An 18,547-nucleotide genomic window follows, 5' to 3' on the forward strand; every position below is an offset into this window, starting at 1 on the left:
CTCGCTTAAAGAAGGCGTTGAAATGGTTATGCCTGGTGACAACGTAGAAATGTCAGTAGAATTAATCCACCCAATCGCAATGGACGCTGGCTTACGCTTCGCGATCCGTGAAGGTGGTCGTACAGTTGGTGCGGGTGTAGTTTCTAAAGTAACTGCATAATCACTAAATGTGTGTAAAAAAGCGCCTCTTTGAGGCGCTTTTTTTATGCTTATTCAATGTGATAGGGAAATTGTCTGACAATATTTTTTAAAGCTGTCCTTTAGTGATAATTCACTGTCCTTAACTGAAATAATTACGCGTCAATAAAACCGTAATATGAACTCAAGAAAACCAATAAAAGTTTGAGTATTTCATAACTCAAAAAGGAGTTAGGCATGAACGCTAAAGTAAAGATCACTAATCGAGCAGGTGCAAGTTTCCCTGTGCGTCGCATGAATTTTGATTTTGATGCGGTACCAGAGTACTGGATGAATGGCTCAGCAGGTTTGACACATTTTATGACCGCATTGTCTGCTTTATTTCCCGCGGGTGAAATGTTCTTTATTGATAGTGTGCGTGCAGTACGTAAACACCCCGCGATCGCAAATAATGAAGCCCTACAAAAAGAAATTAGTGCTTTCATTGGTCAAGAAGCAATGCATACGCAAGAGCATGAGGGTTTTAATGCTTCTGCACAAAAATACGGTCATGATGTCGAAACACTTGATAAGGCAACGGGTCGTGTTATCCAAGGTGTGCGCAAAGTCTTTGCACGTATTGGTAAACCTGTTGGTATTACTCAAGAAATGGTGGATCTTACTGCAACTACGGCACTTGAGCATTTCACTGCAACGATTGCTTCACAGTTATTGGTAAACCCACATATTCAAGCCTTAATGACTGATGAAACCATGAAAAATATGTGGTTATGGCATGCGATTGAAGAAAATGAGCATAAAGCCGTAGCTTATGATGTATTTGAAGGTGTCTTTGGTCAGGGAATAAAGGCCTACGCACTCCGTACAGGTTCATTGATTGGCGCAATGGTGACATTATTCTTCGTACAAAGTTATTTTGTCGCTCGTTTATTAAAAGAAGATAACAAGCTTAATTTTGAAGCATTAAAAGATATTTATACCTATGGTTATAGCCCTTCAAAAGGCATCATCACTGGTATGGGTAAAGAAATGTTGATGTATTTTAAACCTGGTTTTCACCCGAATGATTTAGATACTTCAGGTTTGTTAAAAACGTGGAAAGCATATTTGGGTCTCTAATCTCAGCGCCGTGGTGACTTTTTGAGAAGGGCGATGTAAATCGCTCTTTTTTTTATTCAACTTTAGAAGCAAACTTTTTATAATGCGCATACCCTAGCCATAGAAAGATAAACGAAGATGATTCGTTTGATGCAAGACGCTGATGTACAGCAGGTTTACGATATTGAGCGCCGTGTACAAAGCCATCCTTGGACCATAAAACAATTTCAAGAATCGATTGCTGCCTATCAAAGTGCGGTGATTGAGCGACAAGGAAAAGTTGTAGGTTTTTGCATTTTACAACCCGTTCTAGATGAAGCAAATTTATTGTTAATGGCGATCGATCCGAGCCAGCAAGGCAGAGGATTAGGTTTTCAATTGCTCAATGAATCTATTGCTTTACTCAAAAATAACCCCATTCAAATCTTCTTAGAAGTGCGAGAAGGTAATCAACCAGCGATCCGTTTATATGAAAAAGCGGATTTTCATCAAATCGATTTGCGAAAGAATTATTATCCAAATGCCGATGGAACTCGTGAGCACGCCATTATTATGGTGAAGACTTGTGGTGATGATTTTGCAGCTTTATTTAAATAAAAGCGATGAAGAGTGATCAAATTTAAAGAAAGCATTCGTGAATAAACGGATGCTATTTTATTGAATATCTTTTGTTTGATCCCGTTTATTTAATAATAGGATTGTTCCAGCCGGAAGGTAAGGTGGTCATCAGGGAATCCCCCAGTTGGCTAATTTCTTCTTGGGTCAGTGGTCGGTTGAGTCGACGCCATTGTCCATCAAGCAGAAGTTCCAGTGGAATGTACTGAGATTTATAATTCATTTTTTGCGAATCGGGCACCCAATAGCCCAAGTAGACATATTGCAGTCCAAGCTTTTGTGCATGCTCAATTTGTTTCAGAATGGCAAAAGTACCTAGTGAGCGACGGCTTTCATCAGGATCAAAAAAGGTATATACCGCTGAAATACCATCATCAAGTGGATCACAGGTAGATACACTGATCAGTTGCTCATCTAACCACAGCTCTAAAAAGAAACTGTCAGTGCAGCTATTAATTAAAAATTTTTCAAATTGATCTTGGCTAGGTGGGTACATATCACCATCAGCATGCCGCTCATTAATGTAGCGTTCGTACAGCGCATAATGCTTTGCATCGGCATCTTGAGGGCGGCTAATTTTCACCGTTAAATCTTGATTCCGTTTCCACGCTTTTTTTTGCACGCTGTTCATTTGAAATTCATGAACAGGAACGCGAGAGGACAAACATTGGCGACAAAGATGACATTCAGGGCGATAGACAAAATCACCACTACGACGAAAACCCATGCGGGAAAGTTCGGATAACGTGACCACATCAATACGATGGACCGGGTCCAAAAATACCATCCGAGCAGATTTATTTTCTAAGTAGCTACAATCATGCGGAGGCGTGATGTAGTACTGTAATTCGTTCAACAGGGACTTTGGTTGATAGGAATTCATCGTAATATCCCTCTTTTATTGTCATGCGCTGAGACTTGCCCATTGCGCTATTGTTTTACTTGAAAATACACTGTCCTGATACTTTTTCCAATCGATAGAGGGTTGTTTAACAACATCTTGTAACGAATTAAGGTATTGTTGGCGAGAAAGTGTACTCGCACCTAAGCTTAAGAGGTGATCGTTGACCAATTGGCAATCAATCCATGGCAACTGATTCTCTTGCCCGATGAGCATTAAGGTGTAAAACGCCATTTTAGAGACATCTGTTCGTGTACTAAACATAGACTCGCCAAAGCAGCCATGTCCAATATTGACACCATAGAGGCCACCGACAACGATCTCGTTTTCCCAAACTTCAATGCTATAAGCATAGCCTGCGTCAAACAGCGCAGAATATCCCTGAATAATATCTTCTGAAATCCATGTTTCATTGGCATAACTACGCGGCAAAGAACATGAGCGAATTACAGTTTCAAACGCATGATTAATGGTGATCTTATAGTCCATTTTTTTCATGCTGCGTAATAACGATTTGCTTGGATGATAGTCCTGCGGTCGAATAATGCAGCGGGGTTCAGGACACCACCAACAAATTGGATCACCTTCACTGAACCATGGGAAAAGACCGTGACTATAGGCTTCAAACAGTGTGGAAGGGGAGAGGTCAGCACCGATGCAAATTAAGCCTTCACCTTCGGGATCGCATTCAACAGGATCGGGGAAAGTAAATTCAGAAGGAGGGAGTATCGGCATGCCAAGCTTCTTATTGAGTTACACGGATATTTATCATACATAAAAAAGCCGACCATCAGGTCGGCTAATTTTTAAAACTATTTAGCTAAGCAAATGACTGAAGCAAAAGATTATTCACCGAGTGCATCAAGATATTTTTCAGCATCGAGTGCAGCCATACAGCCTGAACCTGCAGAAGTAATGGCTTGACGGTAGATACTATCGGCAATATCACCCGCAGCAAATACGCCTGGAATAGACGTTTGTGTTGCGTTGCCTGCGGTGCCACTTTGAACTTGGATGTAGCCATCACGTAAGTTCAATTGACCTTCAAAAATACCGCTATTTGGTTTGTGACCAATCGCCACGAACATACCAGTGACATCAACGTTTTGAGTTGAATCATCTTGCGTAGATTTAATACGTACAGAAGTCACACCGGTGTTATCGCCAATAACTTCATCCACTTGGTGATTCCAGATAATACTGATTTTACCTTCTTTTTCTTTTGCAAAAAGATGATCTTGAAGGATTTTCTCTGAACGTAAAGTGTCACGACGGTGTACAAGAGTGACATGAGAAGCAATGTTTGAAAGATACAGCGCTTCTTCCACAGCAGTATTACCACCGCCGACAACCATGACTTTTTGATTTTTATAAAAGAAGCCATCACATGTTGCACATGCGCTTACGCCTTGACCCATGAAAGCAGCTTCTGATTCAAGACCTAAATATTGTGCAGTTGCACCTGTACAAATAATCAATGCATCACAAGTAAACTCTTCCATATCGCCTTTAAGCACGAACGGACGAACATTGAGGTCCACTTCGTTGATATGGTCATACACAATTTCTGTACCAAAACGTTCAGCATGAGCTTGCATTTGTTCCATTAGGGCAGGGCCTGTTAAACCTTCTGCACCACCTGGCCAGTTGTCTACTTCTGTCGTTGTAGTCAATTGACCGCCTAATTGAATACCTGCGATGAGTGTCGGTTTCAGGTTCGCACGGGCAGCGTATACCGCAGCGCTATAACCTGCAGGACCAGAACCTAAAATAATTAGACGTGAGTGACGAGCGCTCATCCGTAGAATCCTTTTTTTATATGATAATTTGTGGAATTATACGTCAAAGTTTGAAACGATTGTGTGAGATTAAAGTCGATATTATTGATCATCGAAATCGTTTTGAGCTATATAGAATAAAGTTAACAACTATACTTAAATTATCTTGCATCTTTTTTATTGAACAGGTGCATAATAACAGGTTTAGATTCAGCCCATTTTTGTTGTGGGTAATGACAAAAACATTCATGAAGAATTGGTTACAGGAACGTATATGACAGCGGTGTCGGGTGCATATGCACAGCGCTTAATAATGACATTATTCCTTGTTTCATTTGGGATATATCTGTTCCTTGCAACAGTCACATATACGCCATTTGATCCGGGATGGATGCATTTATCCAGTGATACTCAGCAAGTTTCAAATGCCAGCGGCGTCGCAGGCGCATGGATCGCTGATTTACTCTATGGATTTTTAGGTTGGGCAAGTCTGCTGATACCTGTCTATTTATTTCTCGAAGCAATTCAAGTCTGGTGGCCACGTAGTTTTCTAAACCGTCCATTTCGCTATGCCGCTCAGTTCTTTATTTTACTGGCAACTTCAAGTTTACTTTTCCTGTTTTGGAATGTTCCCGAAGATACTTTAGAAAATGCATCGGGCGGGATTATTGGTTATGAACTGGGTCAAAGTCTTGAACAAATTTTAACGGTCTATGGTGCAGCAGTATTTCTCATTGCATTTTGGATCATGTTGTTCACTTTGGCCTTTGGTATCAAGTGGAATAAGACATGGGCAACCATGAAATCGACACCGGCTTATCTCCAAGATTTGTTCTATCGCAATGTCCCTGAAGGAGATACTGCTTTTGACCGTACCGTACCATCTACTAAAAAAGAGAGTGCTGCTGCGCATGCATCAAAAGTGATTGCACCAGTCACACCCGCCCATGAGCATCATGCTGTAGAGGTTGACCCTGTAGTACGTGATCGTGTTGCTGAGCGTTTATTTGATGATATTGCTGATAAAGAATGGGCAGACAAAGAAGGCAATGCACAGCATTTATCTAAGGTAAATTCGCCGGAGACTGCCACACCATCCGATGAAGATTTTGAACATACTTTGGCGAAAGTGCGTCAGCTTGAGCAAGATCAACAACGTGTTGTTGCGACGGGAGAGGTTTGGCGTGCCTTGCATTCAAATGATGACCAACGGCACAAACAAGATATTGATGCTTTACTAAAAGCTGCAGAAGAAGAGCAGCCTGCCAATCAAACTGAATATTTCAACAAAGCAGCGGATGTGCATTCGACTTCTCCGACAGAAGCGGTGCAACCTGCTAAAAAATCAGTGGATTGGGATGATGATGAAATCTTCGATGAGCTGTTAGCGGCTGTCCCGAATGGTAAAACAGCGACTGATGTGCATAGCCCATTTAATACAGCACAAAGTGAAAGCCCTGCAACGCATTCAAATGATTTTGCAACAGGTACTGCTGCAACTGTTGTAGGATTAGGTGTGGCAGCTGCACAAACGACAACGCTCACCACACCGAAAAATATCAATGCTGAAGCTGAATTTAATGATCTCGATGATTTGCTGGTTGAAGAAGCAGAGCGAGCGATAGAACAGGTACAGCCAGTTCGTACAACCAGTAGTTATGCGCAATCTACGCCTTTGGTTCGTGCTGAAATCAATACACAGCCGCAGACTTTTGTATCTGATGATGAAAAAGCCTTAATCAGCTCGAATAAAGATGCTTTCCGTGAAGTGTGGCAAGAAACAGCAGGTAAGCCTGAAGACATCGATTTAGATCTCGAAGATGATTTTGACTTTGATGCGCCTTTAACCGATGCCTCTGGTCGTCCAATGTCTCGTGCGATGCAAGTGGCACAAAAACGTTTGGATTTACCGACTTTGCCGGGATTGGAAATATTAGATCCTGTAGATCCGAATAAGAAAGTTAATTTTACCGCAGAGCAATTGTCTCGCTTGTCTGAACTTTTAGAAATTAAGCTGCAAGAGTTTAATGTCAAAGCTAAAGTTGTAGAAGCACAGCCGGGCCCTGTCGTGACACGTTTTGAACTAGATTTGGCACCCGGTGTAAAAGCATCGAAAGTGACCAATATTTCACGTGACTTGGCACGCTCAATGTCTATGGCTTCTGTACGTGTGGTGGAAGTTATTCCGGGTAAACCGTATATCGGGATTGAAGTCCCAAATAGTTCACGTGAAATGGTTCGTCTTATTGAGCTGTTAGAAACGCCGGCATACCGTGATCCAAATGCCTTACTTAGTATGGCGATGGGTAAAGATATTTCGGGTAATCCTGTCTTGGCAGATTTGGCGAAAGCACCGCATATGTTGGTGGCAGGTACCACGGGTTCTGGTAAGTCAGTCGCAGTTAATGCCATGTTGTTGTCGATGTTGTTGAAATATACACCTGAGCAACTGCGACTCATCATGATTGACCCGAAACAGTTGGAACTTGCCAACTATAACGATATTCCACATTTATTAACGCCTGTTGTAACCGACATGAAAGATGCGGTGAGTGCATTGAACTGGTGTGTGAATGAAATGGAGCGTCGTTATAAGCTGATGTCTTTGATGAAAGTGCGTAAGCTGACTGACTTTAACCGCAAAATTGAAGAAGCAATGGCCAACGGGGAAGATCTCATCGATCCAACTTGGAAGCCAGATGACTCTGCAACCCAAAGTCGTGCGCCACGTTTACAGCCTATGCCGTTGATCGTAATTGTTGCCGACGAATTTGCCGACATGATCATGCAAGTGGGTAAAAAAGCTGAAGAAATGATTACCCGTCTTGCACAAAAATCACGTGCAGCAGGGATTCATTTGCTGTTGGCGACGCAGCGTCCAACCGTAGATGTAGTGACAGGTTTGATCAAAGCCAATATTCCAACGCGTGCTGCGCTACGTGTCAACAGTAAACTGGATTCACGTACTATCTTAGACGCTGGTGGTGCGGAAGACTTACTGGGCCATGGTGATATGTTATTCCTCGGACCGGGGAAAATTGAACCTGAACGGGTACATGGCGCGTTTATTTCAGACGATGAAGTGAACCGTATTTGTGATGCATGGCGTGAGCGCGGTGAACCGAATTATGTCGATGAAATCCTCACGCCTTATGATGAAGAGCCGACATCTCGCGGTTTTGAAGATGGTGATGGCGGATCAGATCGAGATGCTTTGTATGACCAATGCGTTAGCTTTGTACTGGAAACTCGTAAAGCTTCTACTTCTTCGCTGCAACGTAAATTTAGCCTCGGTTATAACCGTGCTGCACGGATTATTGATCAGATGGAAGAAAATGGCATCGTCAGTGGTATGGGACCAAATGGTAAGCGTGACATTTTGGTTTAATCAATTGGATTAGATCTTTCTCTAAAACCTGCTTCGGCAGGTTTTTTTATTTTTAGATTGAGAACTTATCTTGGTAGAACATGGACTGGGCCAGTTCGATAAAAGCTTTGCAGGCCGGGCTCATGAGTTTTTGATTTTTTACGGCGAGTCCAATCTGCCGTTGGGTATTTGGAAAGAGTGGACGTTTAACCACATGTGGATGTAGCGCCAACAGCTCAGCAGGCATAGCCATATCCGCAACGATAGCGATACCTTCTTGTAAATTCACCATATTTAAAATGGTTAAAAGTTGCGACATTTGATAGGTGATTTTGGGTTGAATTTGATGTTGTTGCAGTAACTTTTCCACATGAGACTGACTACCTGCACGGGTCATAATAAAGGGGTAATTTTGCAGGTCTTGGATATTTAAATGACTGTGTTTGGAAACTGAATAACTATCTGGAATCAAGGCAATGAAAATGTCTTGGATTAAAGGGAAAGTGAACAGCTGCGGCTTAGGGAGTACGGCAAAACCAACATCAATCTGACGTTCATAAATCCAACGAGACACTTCTGCATCGGTACCTTCTTCGACATAGATCTCAATGTGCGGATAGCGCTCTCGATACGCTTTTAATAGCTCTGGAAGCAGATGAATCGAACTAGAAGAACCAAAAGAGCCAATTCTCAGCGTCCCTTGTTGAATACCATGTGCGGCATGCACTTCTTGTTGCATGATTTGTGCGGTATTAATGACTTCTTTGGCATGTAGTAATAACTGCTGACCGATGTGGGTCAGACTTATTTCGCCTTGTTCACGGCTAAATAAGCTGACATTCCAATGTTGCTCTAAACTTTTTAAGGCATGCGAGACAGCTGACTGAGTAATTCCCAGCTGCCGAGCAGCGAGAGTAAAGCTTTGTTGTTCTGCGACTTTAATAAAAATTTCAAGCTGAGAAAATGTCATTGCCATGAGTAATTACTCATTTTGTTATGAGTTTAGATGAGGATTATATTGTGCTACATAAATGGTTAAAGATGAAATAGCTTGTTTATTTCAAGGCGTACAGCATGAATATCGTCGTCGCATTGTTTCCCCTCGTTGCATTAATCGCGATGGGCTATGTGCTTAAATATACACAGTTTGTTCAGGATGAATTTTGGGCAAATTCAGAAAAAATCAATTACTATGTTTTATTTCCTGTGCTGCTTTTTTTGAATGTTTCAGCCGTGCAATTGGATCTGAACACTGTTTCACGAATGTTGACAGTACTGGTTGCGGGCACCTGTTTGATCAGCATCGTGTTGTGGGGAATCAAGCAGTTTATGCATATCCCCGTGCAGCGTTTTGGCGTGTATATCCAAAGTCATATCCGTTTTAATACCTATATTGGTTTGTCGCTCATGGGTGCTTTATTTGGCTCCACAGGCATGCAGATGTTTGCCATGTTAATTGCCGTTGCCGTGCCCTTAGTCAATATTATTTCAGTCTTGGCGTTTTCAAATTTAAGCCTGAAGCAATTGGGGCAGACCTGTCAGTCCATCGCAAAAAATCCCTTAATTTTAGGTTGTGTGGTAGGGGTATTGTTTAATTTATCAGGCTTGAGTCTGTTTAAAGGCTTACCTGAGTTATTAAAAATATTGGCAGCCATGAGTTTACCGCTCGGACTACTTTCCGTTGGGGCAGCATTACAGTTTCAGCAAATGCGCGCCGATCTACGTCGTTTAAGTTTAAATACGATAGGGCGTCTCATGTTAATGCCATGTATTGCTTATCTATTGAGTACTTGGATGGGTTTGACTGATTTTGAGCGGATGATTTTAGTGGTCTTTTTTGCTTTGCCAACTGCATCTTCGTCTTATATTTTGACACGCTATTATCAAGGCGATTCACAAATGATGGCGGCCATTATTAGTGTACAAACCATTGGTTTTGGCTTGATGTTTCCATTGCTCATGTTGATCGTGCATTAATCATGCTGAAATACTATCACGCTGATTTTAAATAAGATAAAAAAAGCCCACATCATGCGGGCTTTTTTTTCGGTACTCGAAATTAAGCAAATTTTGCCAATACTTCGAGGAAACCTGCGCTTTGACGTGGATATTGAGCAATCACGTCATGAATACGCTGACCTTCAGGATTAGTTGCGTTCACATCACGGCCATCGGCAACGAATTGAGTCAAAAGACGCTCATAGTCATTTGGACGCATATGTTTGAAAGCATGGTAAAGCACGTGAAAGTCGCCATTCACTCCTTCAGGAGGAAGCTGAGTAAGGTAGGCAAATACACGCTCATCTGACCATTCTTCGTTGAACGTTGCTGGCTGAGATAATGCCATCGCAATCTCCTTGCTGGTTTAAAAATACAAAAAGGCAAAAATGAGTACGCAAGTAAAATGGTTTTATTCGCCATCTCTAAGTTAAGCGACTCATTTTATGGTTGGATCTAAAGTTATTTTTTTTATCCCGTTTACTCGAAGCAAAGCTTTTGATCTAACAAAGGAATAAAACTAATCCAGCCCACTCGAAGCAAAGCTTCTCATCTTGCGGCTGGGTAAAGCAGCGCTTTACTGATCCAGCCTCACATTTTGCCTTGATTCAATTTACTTGGCTAATCAGAATTCAGATTAACGTTCTTCAGGCAAATTGATATTCATTTCAAGCATTTCAATATTCGCTTCAGAACGAACAGACATTTGAATATGTTGCTCATCTACACCACGAACATAGCGGTTTACTACTTGCATGATTTCTTTTTTCATCATGTCAATCTTGTCTTGGCTGAGGCGTTTACCTAAACCATTTTCAGATGCCACGATGACTTTTAAACGGTCTTTTGCCGTTTGTGCGCTTGAGGGTTTCTCGTCGCTGCTAAAAAGTTTGCTCCAAAATCCTGCCATGATTACGCTCCAAATAGACGTGCTAACCAACCCTTAGGTTTTACCGTAATGTGACGGTAAGGGCGTTCTTCACCAAGGAAACGTGCAACAAGATCATCATACGCTTGGCCAGCCGCTTCTTCTGTAAAGAGAATCACTGGTTTACCTTCGTTTGATGCTTGTAGAACGCTTTTACATTCAGGAATAACACCTAAAGTCGGTACGCGTAAAATATCTTTTGAAATGTCATCAATCGTCAACATCTCTTGCTTATCCGCACGTTCTGGATTGAAACGTGTAATACAGAGATGCTTACGGATACGACCTTCGTTTTGTTCTACTTTTTTGGTTTTGCTGTCGAGCATACCAATAATACGGTCAGAGTCACGTACCGAAGAAATTTCTGGGTTCGTCACAATGATCGCTTCATCAGCATGATACATTGCTAAAATTGCACCACGTTCGATACCCGCAGGTGAGTCACAAATAATGTAATCGAACTCTTGAGAAAGTTCGTCCATTACACGAGCTACACCTTCATCTGTTAACGCGTCTTTATCACGTGTTTGAGATGCTGGCAAAATGTAGAGATTTTCAATATCTTTATCGCGAATAAGCGCTTGTTGTAATCGAGCTTCGTTATTCAATACGTTTACAAAGTCATATACAACGCGGCGTTCACAGCCCATGATCAAGTCAAGGTTACGTAAACCCACATCAAAGTCGATCACAACAGTTTTGTGGCCGCGAAGGGCTAAACCTGTTGCAAAAGATGCGCTTGTAGTTGTTTTACCTACGCCACCTTTACCTGATGTTACGACAACAATTTTCGCCACCGAATCCACTCCTGTTATGGTTTAAATCCCCTTTTTTAATTAGGGGTTTGGTGATTATTTATACATTAAAATTGCAAAGCTTCAAATACTAGCTCTTGCTGGTCATTCAAATAAATATGTACTGGCTGTTTGACCACATGAGGTGGAATGTCATCAGCGACACAGTAAGTCCCTGCAATTGAAACCAATTCAGCTTCTAATGAATGGCAGAAAATACGTGCAGCCGTGTTCCCACCAGCTCCGGCAATGACTCTACCACGAGCACTACCATAAATATGTATATTTCCTGAAGCAATTACTTCTGAACCGCTATTAATCCCAGCATTAATAATGATATCGCCATGGTCTTGGACTAAACATTGACCTGTACGTAAGATTTCATTGTGATACGACGTAGCATGACGAATGGTTGGTACTTCGACTGCAGCAATTTTATCTTCGGTTTTTTCTTCTGCAGGCGCGGGTTCTTCAACCACTTGTTCGCGTGTCGGTTTAACTTGTTGTAGTTTGCGATCCGCAGGAACTACGGGAAATTGGATAGCACGTGCTTGGTCCGATAGCGGACCTTCAGTGACACCAATCGGTTGAATTTCAATACTAATAAGTAGTTGAATCAGTGCAATTAGTTCTTGATCAACCGTACTTTCAATCACGGCTAATGTTCCGGGTGGAAAAGCCTTTTGGAACATTGGAGTAAGTTGCTGGCGGATCGCATCATGATCATTGGTATCGAGGTGAATGCGAATCGCATTGACCATTTTGCCTTTTATCCGTATATCAGCCATATTGAATCCTTGAGACTTCTAACTATTACTTTTGTGCCGAAGTAGTTATGTTGTAAATAGAGCAAATCCTAGAACAATTTGCATGAATACTCTAGCGGAGTTCGCAATTATTTTTGACTAAGTGTTTATTCTGTAGCTTGGTCCTGTTCCTGCATAATCTGCTGCCACTGTTTTACTTTCACTTGCTTACGAATAGCCTCTAGACTTTCAAAAACCGCAGAGCGAACCAACTCATCCAGCTGGGCATTATTTTCGATTTCAATACGGCTAACACGCTGTGAAATGTCTAAATATAGATTGGGTTTTTGAGCCGTCGATGTATTGGGATAAGCCAATGGGGAAATTAAACCTTGGGTAATATTTTCACCCAAACGTTGCCCGATACTTTGAATCTGCTGTTCAATGCGGCTGCCAACGATTGGCACTAAGCGCAATAGCTGCGTGAGTTCTGGAGTGTCTTCGATGGCCTGACTGACGATTTGTCCGACATTTTTGGCGATCAATTCACGTTCAGTACGTAGCTCTTTGCTTAAATTTTCTTGCAAAATCTCAGCTAAAACTTGGGTGAACATCTCACGGTGATGCTGCACAAGATTACTAATTAGGTCTTTATGGGTTGTACTGGTATTGAGCTCATGCTTAACACCATCTAACACGGTAAGTACCACACGATCTGACAGTTCTTCCATCACGACTCGATAGTAGAACAATGCCTTTTTCTGCCATGCAGAAGGCACGATTTGATAGCCCATTTCATACAGTCGATAAGCAATAATGCCCGCACGAAATAAACGCAGGAAACGTAAATGCGGCACAATGGCTAAAATTTCGTACCAATGTATAAACGGGAAGAAGAACCAGCGCTGATGGTGCTTGTTGATGATGGCAATCGCCCAACGCACCAATAGTTCTACAATCAAAAAGATAATGAACCACGCTTCGGTGGTAATCACCCACGGATGCAAATGTTCACGGTAAAAACTCAGCACATCGGGCAGGTGGATACTGTTAAAGAACCAACTGCCAAGATTGCTCATAAGGAAAAAGTTCATGCACAGGCAGAACAAGTTAAAAACAATAATAAACACCATGAAAATGTCATAAATCAAAAACAGTTTGAATGACCAACTGTTTGGATTGACATGATGATATTTAGATTTCTTGTTTTGCGGCATGCTGTTCTGCGACATAAAACTTCTTCTTAATTATTCAGTAACTGAGTATTTAGCTTTCATACGAGTAATGAGTTGGTCTTTCTCCGTCCACAGCTCATCTACCCAATGCTGAAATTTTTCACGGAATTCTGCATCATCTTCATAGTTGCCGCCATGCACCCACGTTGGAATTTCAATTTTACGTAAATCCACGGCGATACGTGGAACTTCACCGAGCCAAAATTCGCCATAAGCTGGTGCACCATTTGGATAGACGATGGTCATATCTACGAGAGCATCAACTTGATCCCCTAAAATATTGAGTGCTAGTGCTAAACCACCCGCTTTCGGCTTAAGAAGGTTTTGATACGGTGATTGCTGCTGCGCATGTTTTTCAGGGGTGAAGCGAGTGCCTTCCAAATAGTTCAGCAGGGTAAAAGGCTGGCTCAATAACTGTTCACAAGATTTACGCGCTTCTTCCATATCTCGATATTTAAGTTCAGGATTTTTCGCGATTTGTTCTTTGCTGTGTCGTTTCATCATTGGAAAGCCTAAAATTTTAAAAGCTTGACCAACGAATGGAATGAAAATGAGTTCCCATTTGGTAAAGAAACGCGTCAGTGGCATACGGGTTAAACCAAAATATTGGTTGACTGTCGTATCGACCCAACTCTGATGATTACAGGTCATGAGATAGCGACCATGCAAATTTAAGTCGAGGCCTTCATCGATGGTGATATCCCATTTTGTGTTGGGTAAAACGTGATCAATTAACCAGTTATTGACCATTAGCCAACTGTTGGTAATTTTTATGTTGGTTTCATCAACCTTTTTTGATTTTTTAAAGAGTTTGGTTAGACCAAGGGCTAGTACAGGAGGACCATGGAAAAAAGTACTGCCTGTCATAACTGAACCGACGGTAAGTCCTTTGCTAATTTTTTTTAGTGTCGGTTGCTTATTTGTTTGAGATGACATATAAAAAGTCCTAGCGGAAATTGTCCAAATAATGATTGATTCTAATAAATATAGTTCGAGTTGATTAAATAAAAAAGGGCATCTGCAGAACTGTGAAGAAATTGTGATGGTATTAACAAATAAATCTCGTATTCATATTACAAATTGTAACTAAACGTTTTATTATTAACAAAAAATCAATGGTTCAGCCATTTGTTTTACTTCATCATTTCAACCATACAACAAAACACAAAGAAGGAGGCATGCAATGCGTGCACTAGTAATTTCGGCAGTAGTTGGGGCAATGGCACTTACTGGTTGTCAAAACATGGAATATGACAAAGCAGCAATCGGTACTGGTCTAGGTGCTCTTTTAGGCGCTGGTATTGCTTATTCTAATGCTGATAAAGACAAAATGGGTCAAGCAGCTGCAATTGGTGCTGTAGTTGGTGGTGGTGCAGGTCTTCTTCTTGATAAGAAAGAAAAACGTCTTAAACAAGAATTGGCTGGTACTGGTGTTGACGTAGGTCGTAATCCAGATGGTTCGATCAACCTTGTTATGCCATCAGTAACTTTCGCAACTAACTCTTCAACTATTCAATCTCAGTTCCAATCTGCGTTGAATGATGTTGCTAAAGTATTGCGTGAAGACGGTACTGCAAACAAACTTGCAATCGTTGTACACGGTCACACAGATAACACAGGTTCTGATGCGATCAACAACCCACTTTCTCAAAACCGTGCAAACTCAGTGAAAAACTACCTAGCGTCTCAAGGTATTTCTTCAACTCGTATTACTGCACGTGGTTACGGTTCAACTTCTCCAGTAGCGGATAACTCAACTGCTGCAGGTCGTGAACAAAACCGTCGCGTAGAAATCTCAGTTTACGAAACTAAATAAGTTTTAGTTCGAAACGAAAGGCCACCCTCGGGTGGCTTTTTTTATGGCATTTTTAATGACCGATAAAATACATTTTGCATTAGGCAAGATCGTTTCAGATGACTATAATCATCCTCGAATTAATAAGAGGAAAGACTATGTCACTGGCAAGTCAGTTGAACGACAAGCAACTTGAAGCAATGAAATACACTCAAGGACCCTTGTTAGTACTTGCAGGGGCAGGTTCAGGCAAAACATCGGTGATTACCCGTAAAATTGCCTATTTGGTGAAGCATTGTGGTATTCCTGCGCACCGTATCACCGCGATGACCTTTACCAACAAAGCTGCGCGTGAAATGAAAGAGCGTGTGACGAAGCTGATGAGCCGTGAAGAGGCAAAAGGGCTGTCGGTTTCTACATTCCATAACTTCGGGCTAAACATGCTCCGTTTGGAATTAAAAAATACACCACTGAAAAATAACTTTTCAATTTTAGATGCAGATGACTGCAAACGCATTTTGATGGACTTAATGCATCGCGACAATTTATCCGGTGCAGAAAGTAAAGAGCTGATTGCCAAAGCCATGAAAATGATTTCAGATTGGAAAAACGATCTGATTCCACCTGAGCAAGCGCATACCACCTGTGAAACAGCAGAAGACGTTCAGTTTGCACATCTGTATCAACTGTATGAGCGTAATTTACGTGCCTACAATGCTGTGGATTTTGATGATTTGATTGTCATGCCGACGCGCTTATTACAAGAAAATGCAGAAGTGCGCGATCGTTGGCAGAATCGAATCCGCTATTTATTGGTCGACGAATATCAAGATACCAACACCGCGCAATATATTTTGGTGAAATTACTCGTGGGTGTCATGGGACAGTTCACCGCGGTAGGTGATGATGACCAATCGATTTATGCATGGCGTGGTGCTAAGCCTGAGAATATGGCTTTATTGAAGGAAGATTTCCGTAATCTGAAAGTGATTAAGCTTGAGCAAAACTATCGCTCGACCAGTCGTATTTTAAAAGCTGCCAATACAGTTATTGGCAATAACCCACATATTTTCGATAAAAAGCTTTGGTCAGATAAAGGCCATGGTGAAGTGATCCGCGTGATTACTTGTCGTAATGACGATGATGAATCAGAACGCGTCGTAAAAGACTTAATTACACACAAGCTGATGAACGGTAAAAATTGGAAAGACTACGCCATTTTATACCGTGGTAATTTCCAAGCACGTGCTTTGGAGACACAGCTACGCCAAATGCAGATCCCGTATAAATTATCGGGTGGTCAGTCTTTCTTCGCTCGTGCTGAAATTAAGGACTTGATGAGCTACTTGCGTCTGATCATTAACCCTGAAGATGACAGCGCATTCTTACGAATTATCAATACACCAAAACGTGCGATTGGTCCTGTGACTTTGGAAAAGCTTGGTCTATTTGCGCAGGAAAGTAATTTGTCTTTGCTCAGTGCAGCAGGGGATCAGCGCTTGAGCATGGCGATTCCGAAAAAAGCTACAACCCAATTGGCTGAATTTGCAGACTTTATTTCGACCTTTACCCGTGAATTATTAGAAGATGATGAGCCTGTTCCCATTATTCGTCGCATGATGATTGAAGCAGGTTATATCGACTATGTTAAAGAGTCTGCTGCTACTCCTGCGCAGGAAAAAACCAAACTGGATAATATTGAAGTGCTATATAGCAGTATTCAAAGTTTGATAAACCGCGCTGAAGATGTAGATGAAAAGAACATTGAAAGTGTGATTCGTAAAATGGTGCTGCTCGATATGTTAGAACAGCAACAAGAAGAAGAAGACACCGATAAAGTCAATTTGTTAACACTTCATGCGTCGAAAGGTCTGGAATTTCCATTCGTTTATTTGATTGGTCTGGAAGAAGAAATTCTACCGCATAAAAACTCCATTGCTGCCGACACGGTTGAGGAAGAACGTCGACTGATGTATGTGGGGATTACTCGTGCACGTCAAGGTTTAACCATGACTCTTGCAGAGCAGCGTAAAGCCGGTGGTCAAATGCGACAAATGACACCAAGCCGTTTCTTGGACGAACTGCCACAAGATGAATTGGAGTGGTTAGGGCGCAAGAAAAAGCTGGCAGGGGATATCGATCCTAAACAGCAAGCACAGCATTATTTAGAAAATTTACGCGCGCTGATTAAGCGTTAAAGCTTAATGCGTAGAATATTTTATTTATTTTTTGAAATTCGTTTTATTGAAACAGGAATGAACCATGAAAGTTCAAGTTAAAGTTCTCGACACACGTTTAGGTACGGAATGGCCAATGCCAACTTATGCCACAGCAGGTTCGGCAGGTCTTGATCTCCGTGCATGTGTAGAAGAAACCACCGTAATTGAACCGGGTCAAACTGTTCTGGTAAAAACAGGCCTATCGATTTATATCGAAGACACTAACTTTGCAGGTTTAATTCTGCCACGTTCAGGCTTAGGTCATAAACACGGAATCGTGTTGGGTAACTTGGTCGGTTTGATTGATTCAGACTACCAAGGTGAATTGATGGTATCTGTTTGGAACCGTAGCCAAACGGCATTTAGCCTAGAGCCGGGTGAGCGTTTAGCACAATATGTTTTAGTGCCAGTTGTACAAGCTCAGTTTGATATTGTAGATGAGTTTGAAGCCACTGAACGTGGTGCAGGCGGTTTTGGTCATACAGGTAAAAACTAATCAGCGCGAGACTTTTGATCCAGTGTGTTGACAAGTAAATGCCTACAATCAAGTAGCGAATAAAAAACCATCCTCGTGATGGTTTTTATTTATATCATTTTATTTAAATTTTAATTTATTCAAATTCAAATTCAAATTCAAATCTATATTTAGAGTATTTTGGATCTTATCAGGATTTTTAATTCTGATGAGTTTACTTGGTTTATATTTTAGGGGTGAGGGTAAAGAATAATTAGAATTTTGTGTATTGGTTTAAATTTGATCGATTTACTATATTTATACACATTTGAATAAATAATCAAAAATATTTGAAAAGTAAAATATTTAAGACTGAATGATAATTTGATATTTTTATTAATTTAAGCTATTGATTTTATTTTAAAAATAAATTATTGGATAATTGTGAGTGTAATTTTTAGATCAGTATTTAAATATTATT

General features: G+C 41.2%; 18 protein-coding genes. 8 read left to right on the forward strand and 10 right to left on the reverse strand.

What is annotated here, in order from left to right:
- The 3 genes from AC25JC_RS14645 to rimI form a co-directional block, all read left to right on the forward strand.
- Positions 1 to 160, forward strand: a 160-nt coding sequence (locus tag AC25JC_RS14645) for an EF-Tu C-terminal domain-related protein (protein WP_486923805.1), incomplete at its 5' end; no start/stop codon positions are given.
- A gap of 215 nt (positions 161 to 375) precedes the next feature.
- On the forward strand, positions 376 to 1,257 hold the full coding sequence (locus AC25JC_RS14650; RefSeq protein ID WP_078193116.1) for a metal-dependent hydrolase: 882 nt from the start codon (positions 376 to 378) through the stop codon (positions 1,255 to 1,257).
- Between the two features lie 117 nt (positions 1,258 to 1,374).
- Positions 1,375 to 1,833 carry a ribosomal protein S18-alanine N-acetyltransferase gene (gene rimI, locus AC25JC_RS14655; protein ID WP_486924318.1) on the forward strand — a complete coding sequence of 153 codons (459 nt, stop codon included), beginning with the start codon at positions 1,375 to 1,377 and terminating at the stop codon, positions 1,831 to 1,833.
- Positions 1,834 to 1,918: 85 nt separating this feature from the next.
- On the opposite strand, the gene AC25JC_RS14660 is transcribed toward rimI, so the two are convergent.
- The 3 genes from AC25JC_RS14660 to trxB form a co-directional block, all read right to left on the reverse strand.
- Positions 1,919 to 2,734, reverse strand: coding sequence for an arginyltransferase (locus AC25JC_RS14660; RefSeq protein ID WP_078190044.1), 816 nt, complete (start codon positions 2,732 to 2,734; stop codon positions 1,919 to 1,921).
- Positions 2,735 to 2,755: 21 nt separating this feature from the next.
- Entirely contained in the window at positions 2,756 to 3,487 is a 732-nt protein-coding gene (gene aat, locus AC25JC_RS14665) for a leucyl/phenylalanyl-tRNA--protein transferase (RefSeq protein WP_180089343.1), read from the reverse strand.
- A gap of 110 nt (positions 3,488 to 3,597) precedes the next feature.
- Positions 3,598 to 4,551 (reverse strand): thioredoxin-disulfide reductase, encoded by a 954-nt coding sequence (gene trxB, locus AC25JC_RS14670; RefSeq protein ID WP_180024006.1) that lies wholly within the window; start codon positions 4,549 to 4,551, stop codon positions 3,598 to 3,600.
- Positions 4,552 to 4,804: 253 nt separating this feature from the next.
- Between trxB and AC25JC_RS14675 the strand changes: the two genes are divergently transcribed.
- The gene (locus tag AC25JC_RS14675; RefSeq protein WP_486924319.1) at positions 4,805 to 7,918 is read left to right on the forward strand and encodes a DNA translocase FtsK; all 3,114 of its coding nucleotides are present in this window, start codon (positions 4,805 to 4,807) and stop codon (positions 7,916 to 7,918) included.
- 52 nt (positions 7,919 to 7,970) lie between these two features.
- On the opposite strand, the gene AC25JC_RS14680 is transcribed toward AC25JC_RS14675, so the two are convergent.
- A complete protein-coding gene (locus AC25JC_RS14680) occupies positions 7,971 to 8,867 on the reverse strand; it encodes a LysR family transcriptional regulator (RefSeq protein WP_486924338.1) in 897 nt (298 codons plus the stop codon).
- Between the two features lie 104 nt (positions 8,868 to 8,971).
- On the opposite strand from AC25JC_RS14680, the gene AC25JC_RS14685 reads away from it, so the two are divergent.
- The gene (locus AC25JC_RS14685) at positions 8,972 to 9,874 is read left to right on the forward strand and encodes an AEC family transporter (RefSeq protein WP_486924320.1); all 903 of its coding nucleotides are present in this window, start codon (positions 8,972 to 8,974) and stop codon (positions 9,872 to 9,874) included.
- Positions 9,875 to 9,956: 82 nt separating this feature from the next.
- On the opposite strand, the gene AC25JC_RS14690 is transcribed toward AC25JC_RS14685, so the two are convergent.
- From AC25JC_RS14690 to AC25JC_RS14715, 6 genes are all read right to left on the reverse strand, one after another.
- Positions 9,957 to 10,244, reverse strand: coding sequence for a PA4642 family protein (locus AC25JC_RS14690; RefSeq protein ID WP_067766167.1), 288 nt, complete (start codon positions 10,242 to 10,244; stop codon positions 9,957 to 9,959).
- Between the two features lie 288 nt (positions 10,245 to 10,532).
- Positions 10,533 to 10,805, reverse strand: coding sequence for a cell division topological specificity factor MinE (minE, locus tag AC25JC_RS14695; protein WP_078190039.1), 273 nt, complete (start codon positions 10,803 to 10,805; stop codon positions 10,533 to 10,535).
- 2 nt (positions 10,806 to 10,807) lie between these two features.
- Complete coding sequence (gene minD / locus AC25JC_RS14700; protein ID WP_067670152.1) at positions 10,808 to 11,620, reverse strand: septum site-determining protein MinD; 813 nt, start codon at positions 11,618 to 11,620, stop codon at positions 10,808 to 10,810.
- A gap of 65 nt (positions 11,621 to 11,685) precedes the next feature.
- The gene (gene minC, locus AC25JC_RS14705) at positions 11,686 to 12,405 is read right to left on the reverse strand and encodes a septum site-determining protein MinC (RefSeq protein WP_078193110.1); all 720 of its coding nucleotides are present in this window, start codon (positions 12,403 to 12,405) and stop codon (positions 11,686 to 11,688) included.
- Positions 12,406 to 12,530: 125 nt separating this feature from the next.
- Positions 12,531 to 13,595, reverse strand: coding sequence for a preprotein translocase subunit SecA (locus AC25JC_RS14710; protein WP_372491125.1), 1,065 nt, complete (start codon positions 13,593 to 13,595; stop codon positions 12,531 to 12,533).
- 15 nt (positions 13,596 to 13,610) lie between these two features.
- Positions 13,611 to 14,534 carry a 1-acylglycerol-3-phosphate O-acyltransferase, YihG family gene (locus AC25JC_RS14715; protein WP_249707380.1) on the reverse strand — a complete coding sequence of 308 codons (924 nt, stop codon included), beginning with the start codon at positions 14,532 to 14,534 and terminating at the stop codon, positions 13,611 to 13,613.
- Between the two features lie 247 nt (positions 14,535 to 14,781).
- Here AC25JC_RS14715 and AC25JC_RS14720 point away from each other — a divergent pair, with 247 nt between their 5' ends.
- From AC25JC_RS14720 to dut, 3 genes are all read left to right on the forward strand, one after another.
- Positions 14,782 to 15,414, forward strand: coding sequence for a YiaD family glycine zipper/OmpA-like lipoprotein (locus AC25JC_RS14720; RefSeq protein WP_168379081.1), 633 nt, complete (start codon positions 14,782 to 14,784; stop codon positions 15,412 to 15,414).
- 137 nt (positions 15,415 to 15,551) lie between these two features.
- Positions 15,552 to 17,591, forward strand: coding sequence for a UvrD-helicase domain-containing protein (locus AC25JC_RS14725; RefSeq protein WP_078193107.1), 2,040 nt, complete (start codon positions 15,552 to 15,554; stop codon positions 17,589 to 17,591).
- A 64-nt stretch (positions 17,592 to 17,655) separates the two neighbouring features.
- Positions 17,656 to 18,108 carry a dUTP diphosphatase gene (gene dut, locus AC25JC_RS14730; RefSeq protein ID WP_111885270.1) on the forward strand — a complete coding sequence of 151 codons (453 nt, stop codon included), beginning with the start codon at positions 17,656 to 17,658 and terminating at the stop codon, positions 18,106 to 18,108.
- Positions 18,109 to 18,547: the final 439 nt, after the last annotated feature.

It is taken from the genome of Acinetobacter sp. P37, assembly GCF_057480965.1.